This is a genomic window from Hoylesella loescheii DSM 19665 = JCM 12249 = ATCC 15930 (assembly GCF_000378085.1).
Taxonomy (GTDB): domain Bacteria; phylum Bacteroidota; class Bacteroidia; order Bacteroidales; family Bacteroidaceae; genus Prevotella; species Prevotella loescheii.
In genome coordinates, this window is sequence record NZ_KB899210.1 from 1 (window position 1) to 24,277 (window position 24,277).

12 protein-coding genes, 1 other RNA gene and 1 pseudogene are annotated in these 24,277 nt (G+C 46.5%); 8 read left to right on the plus strand and 6 right to left on the minus strand.

The window, feature by feature from the left end; translation table 11 throughout:
• Positions 1 to 236: pseudogene (locus F453_RS0100005) on the minus strand (transposase); the annotation flags it as partial.
• A 349-nt stretch (positions 237 to 585) separates the two neighbouring features.
• Entirely contained in the window at positions 586 to 3,345 is a 2,760-nt protein-coding gene (locus F453_RS0100015) for a hypothetical protein (protein WP_018966149.1), read from the minus strand.
• 337 nt (positions 3,346 to 3,682) lie between these two features.
• Here F453_RS0100015 and F453_RS0100020 point away from each other — a divergent pair, with 337 nt between their 5' ends.
• From F453_RS0100020 to F453_RS0100050, 7 genes are all read left to right on the plus strand, one after another.
• Positions 3,683 to 6,394, plus strand: coding sequence for a glutaminase family protein (locus F453_RS0100020; protein ID WP_018966150.1), 2,712 nt, complete (start codon positions 3,683 to 3,685; stop codon positions 6,392 to 6,394).
• 211 nt (positions 6,395 to 6,605) lie between these two features.
• Positions 6,606 to 7,892: a family 43 glycosylhydrolase gene (locus F453_RS0100025; protein ID WP_018966151.1), complete on the plus strand. Its 1,287-nt coding sequence runs from the start codon at positions 6,606 to 6,608 to the stop codon at positions 7,890 to 7,892.
• Positions 7,893 to 8,033: 141 nt separating this feature from the next.
• Complete coding sequence (locus F453_RS0100030; protein ID WP_025789859.1) at positions 8,034 to 9,170, plus strand: endonuclease/exonuclease/phosphatase family protein; 1,137 nt, start codon at positions 8,034 to 8,036, stop codon at positions 9,168 to 9,170.
• A 51-nt stretch (positions 9,171 to 9,221) separates the two neighbouring features.
• On the plus strand, positions 9,222 to 10,712 hold the full coding sequence (locus F453_RS0100035; RefSeq protein WP_018966153.1) for an IPT/TIG domain-containing protein: 1,491 nt from the start codon (positions 9,222 to 9,224) through the stop codon (positions 10,710 to 10,712).
• A gap of 181 nt (positions 10,713 to 10,893) precedes the next feature.
• Entirely contained in the window at positions 10,894 to 12,888 is a 1,995-nt protein-coding gene (locus F453_RS0100040) for a hypothetical protein (RefSeq protein WP_025789858.1), read from the plus strand.
• Between the two features lie 54 nt (positions 12,889 to 12,942).
• A complete protein-coding gene (locus F453_RS0100045; protein WP_018966155.1) occupies positions 12,943 to 16,902 on the plus strand; it encodes a hybrid sensor histidine kinase/response regulator transcription factor in 3,960 nt (1,319 codons plus the stop codon).
• The gene (locus tag F453_RS0100050) at positions 16,899 to 18,995 is read left to right on the plus strand and encodes a galactose-1-epimerase (protein WP_018966156.1); all 2,097 of its coding nucleotides are present in this window, start codon (positions 16,899 to 16,901) and stop codon (positions 18,993 to 18,995) included. Before F453_RS0100045 ends, F453_RS0100050 begins: the two co-directional genes overlap by 4 nt.
• Before the next feature lie 671 nt (positions 18,996 to 19,666).
• Here F453_RS0100050 and ssrA read toward each other — a convergent pair.
• Positions 19,667 to 20,067: a transfer-messenger RNA gene (gene ssrA, locus F453_RS14775) on the minus strand.
• Positions 20,068 to 20,274: 207 nt separating this feature from the next.
• Between ssrA and F453_RS0100055 the strand changes: the two genes are divergently transcribed.
• Positions 20,275 to 21,030: a glycosyltransferase family 2 protein gene (locus F453_RS0100055; RefSeq protein WP_018966157.1), complete on the plus strand. Its 756-nt coding sequence runs from the start codon at positions 20,275 to 20,277 to the stop codon at positions 21,028 to 21,030.
• 43 nt (positions 21,031 to 21,073) lie between these two features.
• Here F453_RS0100055 and F453_RS0100060 read toward each other — a convergent pair whose 3' ends face one another.
• Genes F453_RS0100060 through F453_RS0100070 form a run of 3 tightly spaced genes read right to left on the minus strand, consistent with a single transcriptional unit; the run spans position 21,074 to position 24,193 of the window.
• Complete coding sequence (locus F453_RS0100060) at positions 21,074 to 22,297, minus strand: glycosyltransferase (protein ID WP_018966158.1); 1,224 nt, start codon at positions 22,295 to 22,297, stop codon at positions 21,074 to 21,076.
• A complete protein-coding gene (locus F453_RS0100065) occupies positions 22,294 to 23,088 on the minus strand; it encodes a polysaccharide deacetylase family protein (protein ID WP_018966159.1) in 795 nt (264 codons plus the stop codon). The genes F453_RS0100060 and F453_RS0100065 overlap by 4 nt, the downstream gene beginning before the upstream one ends.
• Positions 23,078 to 24,193 carry a glycosyltransferase family 4 protein gene (locus F453_RS0100070; RefSeq protein WP_018966160.1) on the minus strand — a complete coding sequence of 372 codons (1,116 nt, stop codon included), beginning with the start codon at positions 24,191 to 24,193 and terminating at the stop codon, positions 23,078 to 23,080. Before F453_RS0100070 ends, F453_RS0100065 begins: the two co-directional genes overlap by 11 nt.
• Between the last annotated feature and the right edge of the window lie 84 nt (positions 24,194 to 24,277).

Sequence of the window (24,277 nt, forward strand, 5' to 3'; positions counted from 1 at the left end):
TGTGCCTTGCGCTCTTTGGCAAGCAAGGCCTGAAGCTCCTCCACTGTGGTGGGAATATTCTCTTTCTTCATCAGCTCCTGTATTGAGGACAAGTCGGGATTGCCATACTCCCGACAAAAATTGAGGAATGTGGTATAGGGCACACCGCAACTTAACGCAAAGCTGCGGGCATCCATACCGCTCGTGATGTACTTACTTAATAACAGAATTTTCTCCGTTTCATTGTACTTTACCATGTTTTTTTACTTTTTTTTGTTTGAGGTAAAGTGTCAACTTATTTAGTACACTACACAGAGGCTTTTGTACGATACAAAAACTAAGAACAGGCTTTTTAGGTGGTTACTAGGCGGTTTGTTTGTGAAATGCACACGGAGTGTTTATGGCTGTTTCTAAAAGTTCTGCATCACATTGCAATGCTACTACTTTATTGGGTTTTCTTCGATGGCTTTTTGCTTTTATCTCATCTTTCACTTTCTTCTAGAATCAGCCTTTAAGGTTGCCAACAGACGGCATGGCATGAAAAAGGCCAAGGTTAAACACAAATATGTTTGAGCCTTGGCCGCTAAAAACAATTAAACCTAAATCTTATTTGACGATGAATTTCTTTCCATTACGGATGTAGATGCCACTCTTGAGCGGACGTTTCACTTCCATGCCTTGCAGGTTGTAAATCTTACCGTCTTCAACGACATTGTTTTTAATGGCATCGATACCAGTGATTGTACCTTGAGAAACCTGCTTGCCAAAGTAAGTAAGGCGGAAGTTGTCAAACACTGCCCAATCGGCGTCCACTTGTTTGTCTTTGGTTACGCCGAAGGTAAGTTCACCTTCAGGGCCAACCTTAATGATGTGGGTATATACTTTATAAAGTCCGCATTCGAAATATTCGGCTGCATCCATCACATTGTCGGGTTGTTCGCCAGCATTACCAGTCCATCCGATACCAGGGCATTGGTTCATTCCTGCTGCGATAGAGGGCAGTGCAACTTCGTCGCCCTTACCTTTGTATTCGATATAGAGCATGGCATGGCGTGCAGGGGCTGTCCCGTTGGTAACCTTTTGTTGCAACGCCTCACGGCTGCCATCGCGATAATAGCCTGTCATGTTTACCTGATAATAACCTTCGGGCAAGTTGCTTATGGTTTGGTTTACCTCGAACGATTGCAGGTAGTATGCCTCGCAAACAAGATTGGTACGTCTTCCACGGTCGATAACGCCAAGGTTGGCATCCTTAAAGTCGCCTTTACGGTCGGTATTCCAGCCTTCGAGCATTGCGGGGCGGTTGAAACCAGGACCGGTAAGCAGGTAAGTGGCGTCAATAGGACGAGTTTCGGTGGCCGTAGCGAGCAGTGCATCACGTTCGGCTTTGGTAACAAGTTTCCATTCGGCGTTGGCATTCTTGGCCACGCTAGCCTCAACAGAAACGGTGTTCCAAAACTCTTTATCCATAGCATCGTCGGCATCGGTGTTGGATTGTGGTGCAAAAGCCAGCCCTTGAGCATGGTTGTCACCCTTCACAATGTTGTAAACGTTGGCCTTGCCAGCGATGGGAACGAACGCCCACACATCTTTTCCGGGGATATCGGTATAACCATTATAACCAAGGTAATTACCATCTTTACCCCCCATGCGATTGATTGTGAAACCATTTCCTTCGGCTGCAACGGTGAAGAGCATACCAGGAACGTCTACGGCAGCATGTGTATTCCAATCGGAACCACCCATAAGGAACTTCTGCGAAGCCACATTATAGAAGTAGAATTCGCCTGCACCGGCTTTGGCACCCTTGTAAATGTCGGGCATCTTGTCGGCAGCAGCAATCTTACGAGCCACGCGCAGGTCTACAAGAGCCGCCTTCATGTCGGCATCGGTCGTGGCAGTCTTGGCCACTTTCTCTGCCTTTACTGTGGCTGCGTTAAGCTGCGCGTCGTTGTTCTTATTGATGTTTTTGCAAATTTCAGTGGTTTTTGCCAAGGCTGCATAGCTTTCTGAGCAGGCATAAACGGCATCGTAAGCCTTTTGTAAGTTAGAGGTTGCGGCGTTAATGGCCACAGGGTCGGTAGAGGTGAGGGCCTTGTTGGCAGCTGCAATGGCATCTGTGTATTGTTTATTCAATGCAGGGGCGACGGCACCTTTAAACGCTTTTGTTGTGGCAAGTATCGCTTTAAGGCCTTTCAGCGCCTCTTCTGGGGTTTGAAGTACTTTCGAACCGAGGTATTTCAAAGAGAAATTAGAGATTACGCACCAGTCGTCTATAACGCCAGCCTCTTTTTTAACGCCAAATTTTAGCGTCCCGTCTGTAACGGTAACAGTTATTTCGGCATTTTGGTAGTTGCCTGTCCACAGTGCGCAGTTAGCCTCATGAGGCGTGTTGGGTACGTAAAGTCCACTGCTTTTTCCACCCTCGCGTTCGGCTTGGAAGCTGAATCCCTCTTCGGGAGCTTTTTTCGCACCTGCATAAAGAGACATGATGGGGGCAGAAGTGCCGTTGGCATAGTAAATGGCGCGAAGCTGTTCGGTCCCATTGACAAACTTGTCGGCACCATAACCGTACATCGTATAGTCGCGTGTTTGGCTTGAACCATCGCGATAATATCCGCGTACGCTGAACTTATAGGTGCCGTTGGGCAATCCGCTGATGGTTTGGTGATAATCGAAGGTTTGTGTATTCCAAAACTCTTGGATGGTATTTGCCTTTACAATGTCCCATCCACCTTGGTAAGTAGAGTGTTCGGTATTGGGTGCAGCCGTAAAATCCAACTTGAAAGTGGTATTCTTTGTTACGAGGTCGGGTGCGTCAATAAGCCACGATACGTCTACTGGATTGGTGGCAGAAGCCTTCGCCTTTGCATCGGCAATACGCTCTTCTCGAGTAACGAGCTGCCAAACACTGTTCTTTTCTTTGTCTAGGGTGAGCAGATTGTTGTCTGCCCCTAGCACCAGCGCATCGCATTCTAGCCAATATCCGTGTATGGATTGGGCGTTGTCGGCCGGAGACATTTCCCATGCGCCAACGTTAGCGGCAGGCATATCCCAGTAAAGTAGGCCGGCATCGCCAATTTTATTTGATACGCCATTACCTCCGCGGAAGGTAGAACGCAGTTTAAATGTCTTTGGTCCAGTATTTTCTAGTTTAATGGGTAAGCCTCGTGTGCCCACGTTAACGGCAGTAGCCCATCCGTCTTTCACGGTGTTGTTGTTTTGAAGCCACAAGCCCGTGGCGACATTGTAGAGGTAAAATTCCCCTCCATTGCCGACAGCATGTCCTGGCCAAGGCGTGGTTTGGGCGTTGAGTAGGGTTGCACTCAACAGTCCTAGCCCCAATGATAGTACTTGCTTTTTCATAAATTGTTTTTAGTTAAAATGATTATTCTATATTCGTTAAGGTTTCGGCATATATCATCAAGAGATACAACCCTGAATGGGTTTGGGTGCTTACACCATATTATATATAAGCTTGAATTATTCGTTGTTGATTGTTACGCTGCAAAGATAGACTTTATTTTGAGTATCGATGTGTAAAATCCATTCAGAGTATAGCAAAAAAGAACCAGCAAGGCATGTTGGTCCGATTTTGTTATTTTTTGGAATAATAGTCGTACCGTTATCTAGAAGGGACGAGTAATTTTGCAACGTAATCTGAAAATTATGTTTAAACCAATACCATAGTATTTTGTTTGATATGAAAAAGCTATTACTCTGTTTGGTTGGTATGGCGAATGTGCTGACAGTAGAAGCGCAGGTAGGTTCGTTTTTCGAGCCTTATCGGCGTACAAGCCTTCGTCTACCATCTGTTCCCTTGATAGTGAACGACCCCTATTTCTCCATTTGGTCGGCACATAATAATCTGTACGATGGCGCCACATGCCATTGGACAGGGCAAAGGAAGGCCATTGACGGCTTGTTGCGCGTTGACGGAACGACCTACCGATTTATGGGAAAGGATAAGGGCCGACTACTGAAACCCGTGGCGCCAATGGCCGACATGGGAGCGTGGAAAGCAAAGGTTAGCTACACGAAACCTGCTGCAAATTGGGCGCAACGCGACCTTAATGACAGCAAATGGCAAACACAACAGGCGGCGTTTGGTAGCCCCAAAGAGTACCCTAACATACGTACGGCTTGGACGGACACCAATTCAGACATCTATATACGTAGACATGTGACATTGACGAAAGAAGATTTGGCCCGCGACTTGTGGCTGATTTTTTCGCACGACGATAAATGTGAGGTTTACATAAATGGTGTTTTGGCAACCGAAACGGGCGAAACGTGGGTACAAAACGAGGAGTTGATGTTGCCTACTAACGTAAAACAGAGCTTGCGTGTTGGCGACAACGTTATCGCGTACCATGTTCATAACACCACAGGCGGAGCTAATGCCGACATCGGACTGTTTGCCAACGTGAAGGAAAGCCATAATAACATACGTAATGCCGTACAAACCAGCTGCGACGTTATGGCGACCAACACTTACTATACGTTTCGATGTGGGGGTGTAGACCTACGTTTGGTTTTCACCGCACCTATGTTTCTTGACGACCTGAACCTGCTTTCTACGCCCATTAACTACATATCTTATCAGGTTCGCGCCAACGACAAGCGGAAACACGACGTACAGATATTCTTTGGGACAACACCCGAATTAGCGGTGATAAAAAACACCCAACCAACGATTTCGCGCATACAAAACGTGAACAATATTGATTATGTTCGCACGGGAAGCGTAGAACAGAACGTGTTGGGGAAATCGGGTGACATCATTTGCATCGATTGGGGCTATCTAATGATACCCAATGTGAACGGAAACGTAACCATGGCCGACCAAAATGCCGTGGAAAGCCAATTCGTTAGTAAGGGAACACTAGCTCAACGCGATGCGCTACGTATCAGGAGCAATAACGAAAGTGAGATGCCCATGTTGGGTTACTTGCACAACTTTGGGCTGACGGAGTGTGATTCCAGCTATATGATGATTGGATATGATGAAGTTCAGGATGTGCAATTCCTAGGAACGCGCTACAAAGCCTATTGGGCGAAAGACGGACAGCAGCTTACAGACGCTTTCGAGAGCTTCCGTGATAATTATAAAACTTACATGCAGCGCGCCCGCAGATGGGACAAGATTATCTACGACGATGCCTTGGCAGCAGGAAACAAGAAGTATGCCGAGACCTTAGCAGCCTCTTATCGCCAAACTTTGGCTGCCCATAAACTGTTTATGGATAAGGATGGCGACCTGATGTACTTCTCGAAAGAGAACAGTTCGGGTGGATTTATCAATACCGTAGACGTTACTTACCCTGCCGCACCACTGTTTTTTACCTATAACACACAGTTGGAGAAAGGCGCTTTAGAGGGTGTATTCAAGTATTGTGCAGACAGTTCGCGCTGGGGATTTCATTTTCCTGCACACGATTTGGGCTTCTATCCCATTGCCGACAAGCAGACGTATGCCTCTTGTTTCCCTGGTGCTAACGGCGATTTTGGCAAGAACATGCCTGTGGAAGAGGCGGGAAATATGGTTATTCTCACGGCAATGACCTGTCTAAGAGAGGGAAAAGCCGACTTTGCCAAGAAGTATTGGGACTTGCTTACCATGTGGACAAACTATTTGGTAGCTAATGGACAAGACCCTGCCAACCAACTTTGCACCGATGATTTTGCAGGACACTTAGCCCACAACGTAAACCTTTCCGTAAAGGCCATTATGGGAATTGCCGGCTATGCACTGATGGCACAGATGCAAGGAGAGAACGCCACATACCGCACTTATATGGATAAGGCGCGCCAAATGGCTGCAACGTTGGAACGAACGGCTAACGATGGCGACCATTACCGATTGGCTTACGACCGCAGTGGCACGTGGAGCATGAAGTATAATATGTTGTGGGATAAGATGTGGGGGCTTAATCTCTTCTCCAAACAAATGAAACAGAAAGAGTACAGCTATTATCTTACTAAGGCAGAGCCGTATGGCATACCTTTGGATAATCGCGAAAGATATACGAAATCAGACTGGGAGATGTGGACTGCATGTTTGGCTGAGAATCAGGAGGGCTTTGCACGCATTGCCGACCTAGTGTGGGAATTCGCCAACAAAACAAAGAACCGAGTGCCGTTTAGCGATTGGTATTGGGTGAATAGTGGCGACTACCAGATATTCCAAGGTCGCTCTGTACTTGGCGGACATTGGATGAAGGTGCTGATGGACAACTTCTTGAAGAATAAGAAGTTTTCGACAGACATAGAGAATGTAACGCAAACGCCCGACACCTCTAAAAATGAAATGAGCCGATACGATGTAGACGGACGACGACTGTCTACCCCGAAGCGGGGAATAAACGTTGTTCGCTACAAAGATAAGACTGTGAAGAAGGTGGTGGTGAGGTGAGTTTCTGAACCTTTAAGTTTTTAAGTTGATGAGTTTTTGAGTATTTAAGCTCTCAATACCCATAACTATAACTCACAAATTCACAAGCTTATGAGTTCATAAACTTATAAATTCACGAACTTATAAACTCACAAGCTCATCAACTTACAAACTTATAAACTCACCAACTCACGAAGATTTCAATGTAGCTAAAAGTTGATAACCCCTATTTATGAGAATAATCGCAATAAAAAGAATAACCCTTGTTGCCAATCTGCTGATGTTGATCACAGCTGTTCGTGCACAATATACTAACCCCGTCTTAAACAAAGACATGCCCGACCCAAGCGTTGTACGCGCACCCGATGGCCAATTCTATGTTTATGCCACAGAGGGCGGTGGACTGTGTGTTCCTATTTATAAGTCGCGCGATCTCGCCACGCGATGGCGATTTGCGGGTTCGGCCTTCAATAGCTCAACTCGTCCCACTTTTATAAAAGGTGGAAACATCTGGGCTCCCGACATCAATTACATCAATGGACAATTTGTTCTTTATTATTCGATGGCCGAATGGGGAAAAGAATGGAACTGCGGCATCGGTGTAGCCACGTCTTCTTCGCCTCGTGGAGGGTTTGTTGACAAGGGAAAACTCTTTACCAGCACCGAGATAGGCGTGCAAAACAGCATCGATCCTTGTTTCTTTCAAGACGATGACGGCAAGAAGTACCTTTTTTGGGGTAGCTTTCGCGGTGTGTGGGGCATAGAATTATCTGCCGATGGACTGGCTTTAAAGGCTGGGGCAGAGAAGTTTCAGATTGGTCCGAACCATAATTGGATGCACCATGGCACAGAAGCTACGATGATTGTGAAGCATGATGGATACTATTATTTTATGGGATCTTTGGGCAATTGTTGCGAAGGAGCCAATAGCACCTATAGGGTTGTTGTGTCGAGAAGCAAAGAATTACGTGGCCCATACGTTAATAAGCGTGGTAAGAAGATAATGGATGTGGGCGGTTCGTACGAAAGTGTGCTGTCGGGCAACGAGCTCGTGGCAGGTCCTGGCCATTGTTCGCAACTGATAATTGACGATAACGGCGATTATTGGATGCTCTATCATGGGTTTGATAAGAAGGATATTGATGCTGGTAGGAAACTTTTCGTGGACAAGGTGCTATGGGATAGCGATGGCTGGCCTTATATAGAAGGCAAACATCCGTCGAAGGGTGGGGCGACACCTTTCTTTAAAGACGATACATCTAGCGGCATTGCCGATATCGATGCTACGCCGGATACCTACACCATTGCCTGTGGCGGTGACAATTATTATCAGATTTCAAGCCCCGATAACTCCGTCTTTATTTGGGAGCTCTACGCGATGAGCGGCGAAAAGATAAAAGCAGGCAGAGCCATAAACACGCAAGACCTATGGCTGAACGATGTGCCTATGGGCATATATATGATAAAGGTGCGGGGAAATAGTGGCAGCATTAATCAAAAAATCGTAAAGGTTCAGTAGAAACATCTCTGCATCGAGGTGCATATTTTTCGCCAAACGTGTTGCAGAATCAGCCTAATTCCACGCCTCACGCATCGTATAAGATATATATTTAAGAATGTAACTAGAAACTTAAAATAATATTTATCAAAACCAAGAACAATGAAAAGAGAACATCTTTTTAAACGCTGTTGTCTGAATGCAGCATTGATGATGCTGTTTGGCTGTTGCTCGATAGCGTGCAGCAAAGATGACAACAATCCCACTCCTGAGCCTCCAAAGCCCGTGGAAGTGTATCAAGACCTGAAAGTTTTCCAGCTAAACACATGGTTCGGAGCAACGCAAGTGAATAACGCCTATAATGGATTGGTAGACGTTATCAACCAAGTAGATCCAGATATCGTGTTGTTGTGCGAGTTGCGTAACGACCTATTGTTGAAGAAAATTCCCGATGGCGACGGCGAATACACACATCGTCTGTGCCAATCGTTAAAAACAAAGCACCAAAAAGACTACTATGGTAAGAATCATGGCACGTTTGTTGGCGTGTTGTCGAAGTACGAGATAAAGAACTTTAAGGTGCTTCCCACACCCACCGACAACTATATGATTAAGGTAACGGTGGAAGTTCGCGGACAAGAAATGACCTTCTATTCAGCACATCTCGACTATAAGCATTATGCTTGCTATCTGCCACGAGGTTATAATAGTGGTCCCGACTGGTCGAAACTGGCCAATCCTATTACCGACAGCGAACGGATAATGAAAGACAACCGATTGAGTACGCGCGATGAGGCGATGGAAATGTTCCTCGACGATGCCCAAGGCGAGATGGATAAAGGGCGTATCGTTGTCTTAGGTGGCGACTTTAACGAACCGTCTGACCTTGATTGGCAGGCCAACACCAAGGATTTGTACAGTCATAACGGTGTAGTGGCCAATTGGGATTGCTCCGTGATGTTGAGAAAGGCAGGTTTCGTTGACACCTATCGCGAAAAATTCCCCGATCCTGTTACGCATCCTGGCTTCACTTTCCCTGCTGATAATAAGGATGCCAGCCTAAGCCAGCTGTCTTTCTGTCCCGAATACGACGAGCGCGACCGTATCGACTTTGTGTATTATAACAAGTCGCAACCTGTTGAATTGCTGAAAGCCGAACTAGTTGGACCATCTGGCTCTATCTATTTTGGCAAGCGTGGGGTCAACGATTCGAAAGATATCTTTATAGAGCCAACAGGAACTTGGCCCACTGATCATAAAGGAAACCTTACCACGCTTAAAGTTCGCGTGAAGAAATAGGCGCGGCATAAGATTGTAGACACATAGTTAACATTAAGACGAAACCACAATATGAAAAGGAATAAACCCGTAATGAAGCATTGGATATATGCGCTCTTCATAGCCACTTTATGTGGCAACATAACTGCATGCGGCGACAAAGACGAGGACAACACACCGAGATACAACCCCAATGTGCCTGTAACCATCAGCCGTTTTACGCCTGCCGAGGGCACCAATGGTCAAGAAATGGTTATCTATGGCACAAACTTCGGACTCGACTCTACACAGGTAAACGTAACGATTGGTGGAAAGAAAGCCAAGCTAAGTTATGTAAAGGCCGACAGTATTGGCTGTATTGTGCCTTATTGGACTGAATCGGGACGGTTTGAAGTAGAGGTGAAAGTGGCCCAACAGTCTGCCAAGGCCACTACAAAGTTTGCATACGCCAGTCCGTTGGTGGTGCGTACGCTGATTGGCTATCGTATAAGCGATGGCGACCCAGGATGGAAAGACGGCAAGTTTGGTACTGGCAAGGACGATGGCTCGGCCACTTTCGGCAAGCAAGCTGCCTTTATGAAGTTCGACCCGCAAAACCAAGACCATTTATATGTTGCATACGAAGATTTCGATTATAGTGGCTATGGTGTGCAACTCTTCGACTTAAAGACAAAGACCGTTACCACCGTGATGCACGGCAGTAAGTGTTTCGAAGGCAAACGCTTACGTGCAATAGACTTTACGGCAAAGGGCGACATGGTGGTTGCTACCGACCGCGACGATAGTGGAGACCGATCTACCAGCGTGTGGATTGTTAAACGCAATGCCGACGGTAGCTTTACCGACGATTCTAAACGCGAGGTGTTAGCCGCTTACAAGCAATGTAACACTGTAGCAGTTCATCCCGCCAACGGTGAACTATATTTCAACAGCTATGGTAACAATGCGATTTTCCGTCTAGATATGACCAAATATTATGCCAACGCAACGGAAACAACTCCTTGGGACCCATATCTCACGGGCAACAACTATGAGCAAATGCTCACATTTGGTACCAGTCGCTGGAACTTTAACATCACCATGCACCCCACAGGCAAGTACGCTTACGTAATAGCATTGAACCAACACTGCATCTATCGTATGGATTACGATGAGGCCACCAAACGCTTTAAAGAACCCTATCTCGTCTCTGGACAGCAGGGTGTTAAGGGTTGGGCCGACGGCAAGGGAGATGGAACGTTGATGAATTTCCCCTATCAAGGCATATTTGTGAAGAATCCCGACTACGCAGCACAAGGAAAGGAAGACGTTTATGACTTTTACTTCTGCGATTACGACAACTATTGCGTGCGTTACCTCACACCTGATGGTCGTGTTCGTACCTTTGCGGGGCGCGGAGCAACGTCGGCTATGGGCGATGGTAACACTTGGGGGCCTGAAGATGGCGACCTACGAGAAACGGCACGCTTTGGAAGTCCTACAGGCATTGCCTACGATGAGCGTACCGAAACTTTCTACGTTTTCGACACCTATTATAAGAGTGTGAGAACGATAAGCCGTTGAAAACACACCTTTAACCGAACGTGGTGTCGCCAGATCTTTTTGGTTGCATAGCCAAATCACTGGCGATGCCACGGCAGGTTATTTGTTTGGCGTCTTTCACGCATAGAGACGGCATGGCCCGAATTTAAATACCGTCAAGTCGTATTGACGATATTCACTGCATAAAATAACAAAGATAACGATGAAACAAATAAAAGTCATTCTGCTAGGTTGGTCGTTTGTGGCGCACGTTTGTACGTTACAAGCGCAAGGCTTGTCGATGTCGCTTAGCCTAAAAACGCCAGGCAATCCGTCAGAAACATGTCAATTGCTACAACAAGGGCAGTCTTGGACAACAGGTGGACCATTAGACGTGGTATCTACGACAACGAATGATGGCGACGACGAACTGCTGACGATTACGCTTTCGGCACGCGAAAAGGTGTATTTTCACCTTGACCTCAGTCTCAACACGAAACTATCGTCTGGTGAAGCAGAATTTTATATGCCAGGTTTTTGGTATCATCGCAACATGCGTTCACCTCAAGAGGCTCCATCTTTCAAAACCAGCAAACACTGGAATTTTAGGGAAGACCGCATGTCTACACCGTTAACCAGTGCTTTCAATCCCCGCAATAGACAGGGCGTATCAGTATTACGCGTGCTAGACGAACCTTGCGACGTACAAGTTCAGCTAACCACGGGTGAGATAATACTTCCTGGGCGCACATCCGTGGGCTATGCAGGTTTCGACGGCGAGGGAAACACCGTGGCCTTAAAGTTTGGCTATCCTTATAAGGAAACTCCCAAACGATACATCCGCAAGTTAACGCTCATAGACCCCATAACTGCTTTTGCCAAGCTAGAAAAAGGTGAACAGCAAACCTTGCGTTGGCGCATACATCGTTATAAAGCCAATGATTTTGGCAACTTTGTTACGCAAGTGTGGCAATATAGTTACGACCGCATGCAGCCTCAACCCTTGAAAAGTGCCTACACGGGTGCAGAAGTAAAGACTGCCCTCAGCGATTACTTCCGCCATTCGTTCGTAGACCGCTACCCATTGAAATATAATTCGGGGCTCTCACTTCGGGTTAATGACTGCCTACCAGCAACAGAAATGCAGATAGGCTTTTGCGGGCGGGTGTTGCTTAATGCCTTCAACGAGATTGAATACGGTTCAGAAATAAAAGACGATGGGTTAGTTAATATGGGGCAAGCCATTTTCGACAGTTTCCTAAGCAATGGATTTGGGAATGGTGGCTACCTACACGATTTTGTAAACTTCCGTGATGGCTTCACCCAAGAAGACGTCCATTCCATTCGTCAGCAAAGCGAGGCCGTATATGCTGTGCTTCATTACTTAAAATACGAAAAGAGTCGTGGCCGTCGCCATGTGGAGTGGGAGAGGCGCATACGCACCATTCTCGACAACTTCGTTACCCTAATAAAAGACGATGGACACTTCGCCCGCAAGTTTAAATCTGATGGAACCGATGTCGACGCTTCGGGAGGTAGCACTCCTTCGGCAACTTCTGCATTGGTGATGGGGTGGAAATATTTCGGCAACAAGAACTATTTACAGGCCGCTCGCCGAACGGTGAACTATTTGGAGAAGAACATTATTTCGCAAAGCGACTATTTCTCGTCTACGCTCGATGCCAATTGCGAAGACAAGGAAGCTGCCATCGCTGCCGTAACAGCCACCTATTATATGACCATGGTTACCAAGGGAGAGGAACGAAAACATTATATCGACTTATGTAAGAAAGCCGCTTACTTCGCCATCTCGTGGTATTACACCTGGGATGTGCCCTTTGCACCTGGACAGATGACGGGTGAATTGGGGCTAAAAACACGTGGATGGGGCAACGTTTCGGTAGAAAACAACCATATAGACGTATTTGTTTTCGAACTGCCCCACATCCTTAGTTGGCTGGCTCAGCAAACGGGTGAGCAACGGTTTAAAGGCATGTATGATGTCATTACATCTTCGCTCAGCCAGCTGTTGCCCGTTGCCAACAACCTTTGCGGCGTGGGTAAGCAGGGCTTCTACCCCGAAGTGGTGCAGCATACCACGTGGGATTACGGACACAATGGCAAAGGATTTTATAACGATATCTTTGCGCCTGGCTGGACGATTGCCTCCCTTTGGGAACTGTATTCACCCAACCGTACAACGAATTTCTTGAAATAATCCCACCGTTTCTCAGTTTGTTTGAATAATTTCGTACCTTTACGCTACAAACTAATGCAGATGAAAAAAATAAGATTGATGATAGTAGCGTTGCTTCTGCTTGTCGGTATGACAAGCAGAAGCAACATCCTGTTCAGACATATCGGTGTAGAGTCGGGACTGTCGCAAAGCACCGTGCTCGCCATCTTGCAAGATCGAACAGGACTGATGTGGATTGGTACGAAATCGGGACTTAACCGTTACGACGGCACCTTATTTAAATGGTATTACAGTTATCCTGATGGACACAGTCTAGGCAGTAGCTATATCAACGCGCTTTTTGAAGACGTGAACGGCCGAATATGGGTAGGAACAGATTGTGGCGTGTGGATTTACAACCCACTGACCGACTCTTTCACCCGTTTCGACAAACGTAGTGCCGATGGCGAAGGCATCACCAACATGGTGAACGTGATAAAGGGTCATGGCGATAAGATATACATCACGGCCAACGAGCAGGGCGTTTTCTGCTACGATCTTCGTCACAATCATCTTTCGCACTTCCGATTGAAAGGGTATCCCAACGTAGCAGGCATGGCCATTGGTGACAACGGGGCAGTGTGGCTCGGACTTTTTGGAGGCGGATTATATACCACCGACCACGCCTTTCGCACGCTCACACCCTTTCGCACGCAAGAAGGGCACACACCTTTTGCAGGTAACATCGTTTCGGCCATACTTCCCTTGGGCAACGGACGCTATGCCATTGGCACCGACCGACAGGGTCTTTCGCTTATAGATGCTGCACGCCACAGTTTCGAACCCATAGTAGCCAGTCTTGAAGGTAAGGAACTTTTTGTGCGTAACCTTATTCTGAACCATCGTGAGATTTGGGCGGCAACCGAACAAGGTATGCTGGTTTACAACCTAGACACCCACGCCACGCAGCATTTCACCTATAATCCCATGGATCCTTTCTCCATATCCGACAATCCACTTTATTGTCTGTACAAAGACCGTGAAGGTGGGTTGTGGGCTGGTTCTTATTTCGGCGGATTGAATTACCTACCCGCCATACATCCCGTTTTCGAACGTTTTGTGCCGCAAGGCAGCGGAAACGGACTGCATGGACGTCGCGTGCGCGAGATGGTTATGGACAAGCAAGGGAAAATATGGATAGGAACAGAAGACGGCGGTTTGAATTGTATGGAGCCCGACGGCGAAACATTTAGTCATATTGCAGCTAGTAATGCATTCCCCAATGTACATGGACTTTGCATGGACGGCAACGAACTGTGGGTGGGCACGTTTGCTTCGGGTCTGAAAATCATCGACACCCGTACCCACCAACTTATAAAGGCGTTCAAGGCCGACGGACGTCCTGGTTCGCTTCGCGATAACACCATCTTCAGCATCGCGCGTTCGCCACAGGGTGTAATGTATCTTGGCACCATTCGTGGTCTATGCACCTACATTGCCAACACTCAAACCTTTGCTTACGATAGGGCGGTGCCACCCGTTCTAATCAATGATGTAAGTTTCGATTCGCGCGGAAATCTATGGTTGGCCACACAGACCAATGGCGTCTTTATGCGACATAATGGTAGATGGATAAATTTTAGGGCAACTCAATCTGGACTTACTTCGGATAAGGCCTTGAGCATATTCGAAGACAGCGAAGGTACCATCTGGGTAACAACGCAGGGCGGTGGTGTGTGCAGATTTAGCTTCTCTACCCGCCGTTTCAAACCCTTACAGCAAGGGGCGCTTAACAGCACCTCTACGTTTTTCCGTATGGAAGAAGATGGTGATGGTGTACTTTGGCTCTCGGGTTATGCTGGTTTCGTACGATATGATCCCCGCAGTGGCGACGTGCGCACTTATAACAACCGCACGATGTTGCTCGACAACCAGTTTAACTACAACTCATCGCTTATCGACAAACGTGGACGTATTTACTTTGGAAGTCTTAGTGGCATTGTGCGTTTTTCACCATCGGCCTTGAAAAAAGAACAGCGTGTGCCCCGACTTGTGGCTACTGATCTATATATAGGCAACGAACACGTGGACAATTTTACTAAGGACACACCCTTGGAACAAAACATCGTGTTTACTCGCAAACTATCATTAGCCTATAACCAAAACTCTTTCAGGTTGCATGTTGTACCTCTAAGTTATTCAAGGCAGAATTGGGCATCATTGGAATATAAACTCGAGGGTTTCGACAAAGGTTGGCAACCTATGGGGGCAGACTTCTTTATGACATACGCTAACCTGCCTGCTGGTTCCTATCAGCTAGTAGTGCGTATGAAAGACCAAAACGGAAAGGCTTATCCTGGCGAGTACAAGCTAGACATCGATGTACGTCCGTTCTTCCTATTCTCTTTCTGGGCCAAATTGTTTTATGTAGTTTTGCTAGGTGTTTTGGTGTGGCTATTTATGCGTTATTGGAATCGCCGTTCCGAAACGCGTCGCCGTCAGGCCATGGAAGCTTTCGAAACGCGTAAAGAACAGGAACTGTATCAGAGCAAGATACATTTCTTTACTAACGTGGCGCACGAGATTCGCACCCCGCTTACACTGATTTTAGGGCCATTGGAGAACATTCTCGGCACGCAGAAGGTAAAAGACAACGATGTGAAAGAAGACCTCAACATCATGTACGAGAATACGCGGAGGCTTACAGACCTGATAAACCAACTACTGGATTTTCGCAAGACAGAGAAAGACGGCCTACGCCTCAACTTCGAATATTGTAACCTTACGAAGCTGGTTACCGACATATATAACCGCTTCCGCTCGGCTATGCGCGAGAAAAACATCAATGCAACGTTATCACTGCAAGGCAACAACCTGCATGGTTATGTTGACCACGAGGGCTTTACCAAGATTGTAAGCAACCTGGTTAACAATGCCGTGAAGTACTGCCTATCGTATATCTCGGTGACATTGAAGACCGACGACACACAACTTTTCCTTACCGTAGCCAATGATGGAAACATCATACCCATGGATTTGCGTGAAAAGATATTTGAACCTTTCTTCCATATCGACACAGCCGAACATTCCACATCGGGTACGGGCATAGGCTTAGCCCTCGCTCGTTCGTTAGCCGAATTGCACAATGGCCATCTATGCATGGGCGATGAGGCCGATATGAACGTGTTTGTGCTTACTTTGCCCTTGGTGCAAGATGTGCCTGTAAGGCTGGGAGGCAATGGGATAGGGGATGTAACGCCTATAAAGGCCGAATCAACAACCACACAAGGGACGCAGGCCAAGCCCCATACGTTGCTGCTTGTAGAGGACAATGTGCAGATGTTGGAGTACGAAAAGCGGTGCTTAGAAAAAGAGTACAACATCGTTACGGCTACCGATGGCGAAGAGGCTTTATTGCAAATGGAACGTAATGACGTGAATCTTGTGGTTACCGACGTGATGATGGAACCCATGGATGGTATGGAACTGTGTCGCCGTATCAAATACAACGTTAACCTTTCGCATATTCCTGTAATCATATTAACGGCTGTTACTTCCGAGCGAGGTAAGATGGAGGGAATGGAAAGCGGTGCAGACGCCTACATAGTGAAGCCTTTTTCCATGGGTTTCCTGTCACAGACCGTGCAAAACCTGTTGCGGCAGCGCGAGGAAATAAAGAAGATGTATGCCACATCGCCATTCGTATCGGCATCATCGGCTTCCATCAGTCCTGCCGACGCTGATTTCTTGGAAAGGTTGAAAGCGGCCGTTATGCGCAATATCGGTAACAGCGACTTTAATGTAGACCTCTTGGCGGCCGAAATGAACATGAGCCGTACGAGCCTAAACCGTAAGGTGCGTGGCACGCTAGACCAGTCGCCCAACAACTATATACGCATCGAAAGACTTAAAGCTGCAGCCGAAATGCTTAAGTCGGGCGATAAGAAAGTGAATGAGGTGTGTTACAATGTGGGCTTTTCGAGCCCGAGCTATTTCACCAAATGCTTTTACGAACAGTTTGGCATTTTGCCTAAAGAATTTAATAAAGAACAATGATACATTCAGTAAAACCAATCTTTACGGCGACATTGCTCGCATGGCTGTCGCTGTTACCTCAGTTGTCGTTAGCACAAACAGCAACTTACAGCAATCCTGTGATAGATATAAGCGCGCCCGACCCTACGGTGATACGCGCCGAAGATGGAATATTCTATCTTTATGCCACAGAAGATACACGCAATGTACCCATTTACCAATCGGTAAACCTTGTGGACTGGAAGCAGGTGGGTACGGCATTTACTGATGCTTCACGTCCTAAATGGCTTCCTAAAGGCGGTATTTGGGCTCCCGACATTCAGCGCATTGGCGGTAAATACTACCTATACTATTCTAAATCGGTATGGGGTGGGGAATGGGACGCTGGCATCGGCGTTGCCGTGAGTAACGGTCCTGCTGGTCCGTTTACCGACCGTGGGTGTATGTTTACCAGCAAGCAAATAGGCATCCAAAACTGTATCGACCCCTTTTATATCGAAGATGGAGGTAAGAAATATCTTTTCTTCGGCTCGTTTCATGGTATCTATGGCGTAGAGTTGAGTGCCGATGGTTTACACGTAAAGCAGGGAGCAAAGCCACGCAAGATAGCGGGAACGTTTATGGAGGCAACCTATATCAGGCGGCGAGGGGGCTATTATTACCTCTTTGGATCGGCTGGCACTTGTTGCGAGGGGGCTCGTAGCACGTACCGAGTAACCGTCGGCCGTTCTAAAACCCTTTTTGGCCCATACGTAGACAAATCTGGCCGACGTCTGCTCGATAACCATTACGAGGTGTTGTTGGGTAAAAGCGACAATGTGCTTGGACCAGGACATAATGCAGGGTTAATTACCGACGACGCGGGTAACGACTATATGTTTTATCATGGCTTTAAAGCATCTAACCCCGATGCAGGGCGCGTGGTATGGCTCGACCGTATAAACTGGGCCAGTGGATGGCCCTCAGTGATGGGAAACGAAACCTCGAAGACGGGCACAGCACCAACGGTGAAGTCTGGTAATCGTGGTATGGCCACGCGTTCGGGTCTATATCCTAATGATTTCGAAGCCAACGTCGGTGGCAAACGCACACATCTTTACACGCTGGTTAATAGCAAGGGTATGGAAGTTTGTCTAACTAATTTTGGCGCGCGCATTGTTTCAATCATGGTTCCCGATAGGCGTGGCACACTGCGCGATGTGGTTTTGGGTTACGACAACATTGCCCAGTATGCTGACTATCAGCATTTCGGGTCGGATTTTGGTGCAGCCATTGGGCGTTATGCCAACCGAATAAACCAGGGACGCATCGTGGTAGATGGCAAAACAATGCAGTTACCTCGCAACAATTATGGACATTGCCTACACGGAGGCTTTACGGGTTGGCAATATCAGGTGTACGATGGTAAACAGCTTAATGACTCTACGGTGGAAATGAGTCTTGTTTCGCCCGATGGCGATAATGGTTTCCCGGGAACTGTTCATGCCACAGTACGCTATACGCTCACGGCCGACAACGCCATCGATATCAGCTACGAAGCTACGACAGACAAGAAAACGGTTATCAACATGACCAATCACTCGTACTTTAATCTCAACGGCAATCCCTCGCGACATGGTGAAAACCAAGTGCTGTATATCAATGCCGACCGCTATACGCCAGCTGATACCACCTATATGCCCACTGGCAAGATGTTGAAAGTTAGTGGCACACCTATGGATTTTCGCAAGCCAACACCGTTGAGCAGAAATATCAACAACCAACGTTTTGCCATGACTCGTAACGCACGTGGTTTCGACCATAACTGGTGCTTGAATACTTGGCACAACGGACAGCCCGATGAACGCGCGGTGGCAGCCTCGTTGTACAGTCCACAGACGGGGATAATGCTGCAAGTGTTTACCAACGAACCTGGCATACAGGTTTACACGGGTAACTTTCTCGATGCCTCTTTTGCTGGTAAGCATGGCTATCGCTATCCAAAACATTCGGCTGTGTGCCTAGAAACACAACATTATCCCGACAGCCCTAACCATCCTGAGTGGCCAAACACATGGCTCGAGCCCGGCCAAAATTACAGTAGCCACTGCGTATATAAGTTCTCTGTGCGTTGATTAATGGGCCTTATCGAAATGTAAAAAACTTTTAATGGCGTGTTCTAAAAATTACCCTCGACGAAATTTTTAGAACACGCCTAACATATAAGATGAACGCGCACGCGCATGAGGTAAATGCCAGACCAATGTATGGTTAAGTTTACGTTTTGCATCTTCATCGAAAACGCAATACTCGTTTTAGTCGTATTGCCAACGTTTATAAGTATTTTATAACCTAGTGTTTATGCTCTCGTAAGTAGTTGTGCAATTAAAGGTTCCGGTACATCTAAGATGGAACCCTGTTCCATTTCATGTGGAATCCTGTTCCAGTTGATATGGAACAATGTTCCAGTTGATATGGAACGAGAGTCCAGTTGATGTATAACAGAAGTGCTGATTATAGATATCGCAACGAATGCTTAAAAGTGGTGTGCCATTCACCAAAAAGATGCGGGACAAGTGTTTAAAATGCATCATTTAAGGGTTTGGTTGGCGTTTGTTAAAGGATGAGTCCGTTTGAATGGTTTACTTTATATGTGGCGTGTTCTCGCTTACCGTCGTAAACGAAAAAACGCCCAATCCACGGATGGAGGGGCGTTTGTTCGTTTCTTGTTTTGTTGGGCAACGATGGCCGAAGGCTACGTTTGTGCCCAAGCGGTATTTATGTTTTCCCCTTAGAGGGGGAAGTGGTGTGGAGCTGGTGGGATTCGAACCCACGTCCAAACAGGGAAACCATACGCTTTCTACACGCTTATTCCGGCCTGCGATTTTCGTGCATTGGCAAGACCCGGACCACCAACCAATGCCTTATCCCCTAAAATTTCATTCGACGAGCGGGGCCACGCCAAACTATTTCCGATTTATCTGCACCGCTTAATCAGCTGGCTTCGGAACAACAGCCTCTGAGCGATGTCTCGTTCCATCACCTAGTGACGGAATAAAGCCTAGAACCTACTGTGCTTCGGTTAGGCAGCGAGAGCGTAATTTCTTTCGCCAATTAAATTGTTGATAACTGGGATTATGGAGCCAGCCACCTACGCTCCGCGTGCTTACATACCATTTCATCCCGCTGTCAAATCCAGTCAACCCCGATTTTGTTTGCCCATAGTCAGCTTCCGTATTCTTTAATACAGGCACTTATTAGAGCACGGCGAAATGCCATGAAAAAGTCTGCAAATTTACACATTATTATTTAGTCGTGCAAGTTTTGGGGCTTTTTTCACCACTTTTGTGCTTTCGTCATAGCATAATGCAATAAGATGGCTCGTACTTCGTTTATGCAAATGATTATAAGACGATGAAAGTAACGGTAATTACAGTGGCCTTTAACAGTGCTGCGACTATTGCAGACTGCATGCAATCGGTGTTAGACCAGACCTACTCTGACATCGAATATATTGTTGTTGACGGTCAATCGAACGACAACACCATCGACCTTATCCGCGAGTTTGAACCAAAGTTTACGAACAGACTACGCTGGGTGAGCGAGAAAGACAATGGGATATACGATGCTATGAACAAAGGTTTGCGAATGGCTACAGGCGATGTGGTGGGTATTTTGAATTCAGATGATTTCTTTACAACCACAGATGTGGTGGAGAAAGTGGCGCAAGCGTTTTCCGATTCTATGCTAGATGCAGTTTATGGCGACGTACATTTCGTTCGCGAACCCGACCTAACGCATAGTGTACGTCATTATTCGTCGGCAGGTTTTCGCCCATGGTGGCTGCGCTTTGGCCTTATGCCCGCTCATCCCTCATTTTATGCGCGTAAGGAAATTTTTCAGAAAGCAGGCCTGTATAAGACCGATTATAAGATTGGTGGCGACTTCGAAATGATGGTTAGGCTTTTTAAGCGTTTCAACATTAGGGCAAAATATCTGAACATAGACTTTGTTACGATGCGCACAGGTGGTGCTAGCACCAAGAATATGGGTAGCCGACTAACCCTATTGCGCGAGGATACACGTGCATGTAGGGAGAACGGTATATATACTCACCCATTGTTTATCTGTTTGAAATACTTTTATAAGGTTTTAGAGTTCAGGTTTTAATTCGCATGTTTGTGCGAAATACGAAATTATTCACTATCTCTTTCTAGGTATCTTTGAGGATGTTAGTGTACAAATTGAGATATTCGGAGAACCGTTCTTCTTTGTTATAATGCCGAATAATGTGTTGCCTACTAGGACCTTCGAATGTGTTGGCTGGCTGTTGGCATATCAGCTCTATCTTAATGGCGGCTGTTTGAATGTCGCCTTTTGCTATCACGATGCCCGTCCCTGCTGTAATGACTTCGGGACTTCCGCCTGTGTTGTAAGTAACCACAGGCGTTCCACAGGCCATCGCCTCAAGATTGGTTGTGGGAAAAGTGTCTTCCCATGTTGGGTTGAAATAAACGTTGGCAACGGAATAGAGTGAACATAGTTCGTGTAGGTTATCAGTGCGGCTAATGCCTACAATGCCTGCTCGGGCGGCTAATTTTTGCTCTTGTTTGTTTAGACCAACAAGGACGATACGGATGGATGAGGGCAAGAGTGATGCTAGTTGAAGAAAGTCGGGCAAACCTTTTCGGTACCAATTGGAGGAAATTCCCAAAACGATGGCGCAATGTTCAGGGATGCCATACTTCTTTTTAATCCAGTTTACTTCCGTCTGTTTGCTAAAAACATCCGTATCAATACCATTATATATAAGGCGTGTGGGTGTATGCTTGAAAAACGACTGCTGTAACTGGCGTTGTAACCACTGGCTTACGGGAACGAGTGTAAGGCGGTTGAGGGAAAGGAAAGTATCTTTTTTCTGTTCGAAGTTGCGATACGAGCGGTCTAACAGCAAGCTCTTAGGATATGCGCCTTTTTGCGGACATTCTGCACAATGCGTTTTCCATTTCTCGCACCCAATAAACTCGTAGTGGGCACAATGGCCAGTAAAGCTCCAGCAGTCGTGCAGAGTCCACACCACGGGGATGTCGTGTTGGCGTAGGTATTGAAAAAGTAGTGGATAATTGAGGTAATAGCCATGTATGTTGTGCAGGTGTACAATGTCGGGGTTGACGTTTCTGACGAATTGCAGTAACAACTTCGTGGCCTTTTGTGACATTAGGCCGTGGTTGTCAAATAGTCGTGAGGCTACCCCATGACGCATTTCATCCCATCTGTTTCCGATATGGAAGAGATTGGATGCGCTGGGATTGGCCCATCTTCCGTATGCGATGTAGCTTTGCCAACCTTGCTTGATAGCCGCTTGACCTATACCCTCGGCTATTTTCCCATGCGACCCCCAGTTGGCGGTGATGTTAATTTGCAACAGCTTTTTCATTCGTAGGTCTTATTACAACTGACGAAATAGTTAAGATGCTTAATAGGCCAAAAAGGCTCGAAGTGCCTGCGATTGATAACTTTCCCATTAAAAGAGAAGTAATGTTTGTAATCGGATTGTGAGAAGACGTACTTATAAGCATTGCAGGCGATGTCTATCGACCGCTGATTGGCATGCGTAAGCCTTCCATAAGGAAAGGCAAAGTAGTTGCAGGGCTGTTGCAATTGTTGTTCTATCACTGTTTTACAAGCTACGATTTGGTGACGTAGCGTGTCTTCATCGTCGGCGTTAATCATATAATGGTCCATAGTATGTGCCCCGATAATATGTCCGCGGTTAGCCAATTCGCTTAGATGCGGCCAACGCATAGGCTGTTTCCCTTCGGTAAGCACCATGTGGTTGTTAAAATGTTCGATGTAGGCGTCGTCTCCCTCTACATAATTTGGATTGACAAAGAAGAGAGCATTTACGCCAAACCCTTCCAAAATAGGAGCGAAAATGTCGTAACACTCCATAAAACCATCGTCGAACGTGAAAGCCACCAATGGTTTGTCGGGACATTCTTTGCGCATAATTCGCTCAACGGCATCTTCTATTCGAATGAAAGTTACGTTACGCGATAAGTTTTCCAGTAAGTTCCGAAAAGTGTCTGGTTCTTTTTCGGTCGCTATTCTGTGCCCGTTTAAGATGTGGATACCTGGGGCGGGAGTTGCCCAGGCACCAAGAACGTTAAGTATTTCTTCTCGGACAACGCCGCGCAGACGTTGGTATAGGGTGGGGTTATGTTTCATTTAGCACTTTTCTAATTACTTCCGTTTGATAATGAATGTTCCATTTTCGGTCGATTTCGTCAAAAGCTTTCTGTCTAGTTTGCTCACGTTTGTCTGCGTCTGCACATATCCAATATTCTATTTCCTGTTTCAGGCTCTTGGCATTGCCTTGTTCGAAGAATGTTCCCGTTTCGCCTGGACGTATGGCCTCAAACTCCGGTCCTTGGTAAGGAAAGTTGTTATGAGTAACAATGGGGCATCCAAACGTAAGCGCATGAATGGCTGTAAGACCTACATTGCCGGGCGAGACACAGATATGGGCATTGTAGAACAATTGCCCGAGCACATCATTGTTGTAGCAAGGACCATACATCCAAACACAGTCAGCCACGCCCTTGGTTTCCGCGTATTGGTAGATGTTAACTTGTTCTACATCCTTTCCCACGAAGACAACATTAACGGTGCGGCCTTCTTGCTTAAATTGGGCAACGCAGTCTATGAGTAATTCCAACCTTTTACTTTTCTGAATTCTCCCACAATAGATGATGGTAGGGTTGTCGTTACGGAAATGCTGGCGGTAGATGTCGCTACAAGCAAGTTGTTCTCGTATGGCACGTTCTCTGTCCGAATCCATCGAATTGGCGATGCAATACATTTTACTCCTTGGTATTCCCTCTTTCTGCATCAGGGAAATGGCGTATTCGCTGTAAACCAACAAAGCGGAATGCAAGGAGAAAAAGATTTTTTTAACCAGTCTTTTTATTGCTCCCTCTCTGCCATACCACCCATGCGTCCATGCAATGGTTTTCTTTCGGGTAAGCTTGGCTAACATCAATATTGCCCACGAGGAAAGGCAGAAAGGCTCGCCATCAATGATGTAATAAAGATAGGGCTTAAAAAGCAATCTTACCGAACCTCGTTGCCAATAGAAAGGACCGAAGTAAACGTTCTTCAATGTTTGGCGATAGCTTTCCAACTTGGTATAATCGAACTTCTTTATTGGTGTAGCTACTTTGTCGCCCAAGTAAAAATGGCACGCAAATGCTTTGGCCATCTCGCTGAAGATAGGAAAACGATAATGTGCACCGATATTGGTTATGAAGCAAAGCGATTTAGAGGAGTACATCTGTTAATTTGTCGTTTTGGGGATGTTTCTGTTGTAAGCAATCCCCAATATTTCATTCCTTAGCCGAGAATACTTTTCTTTGTG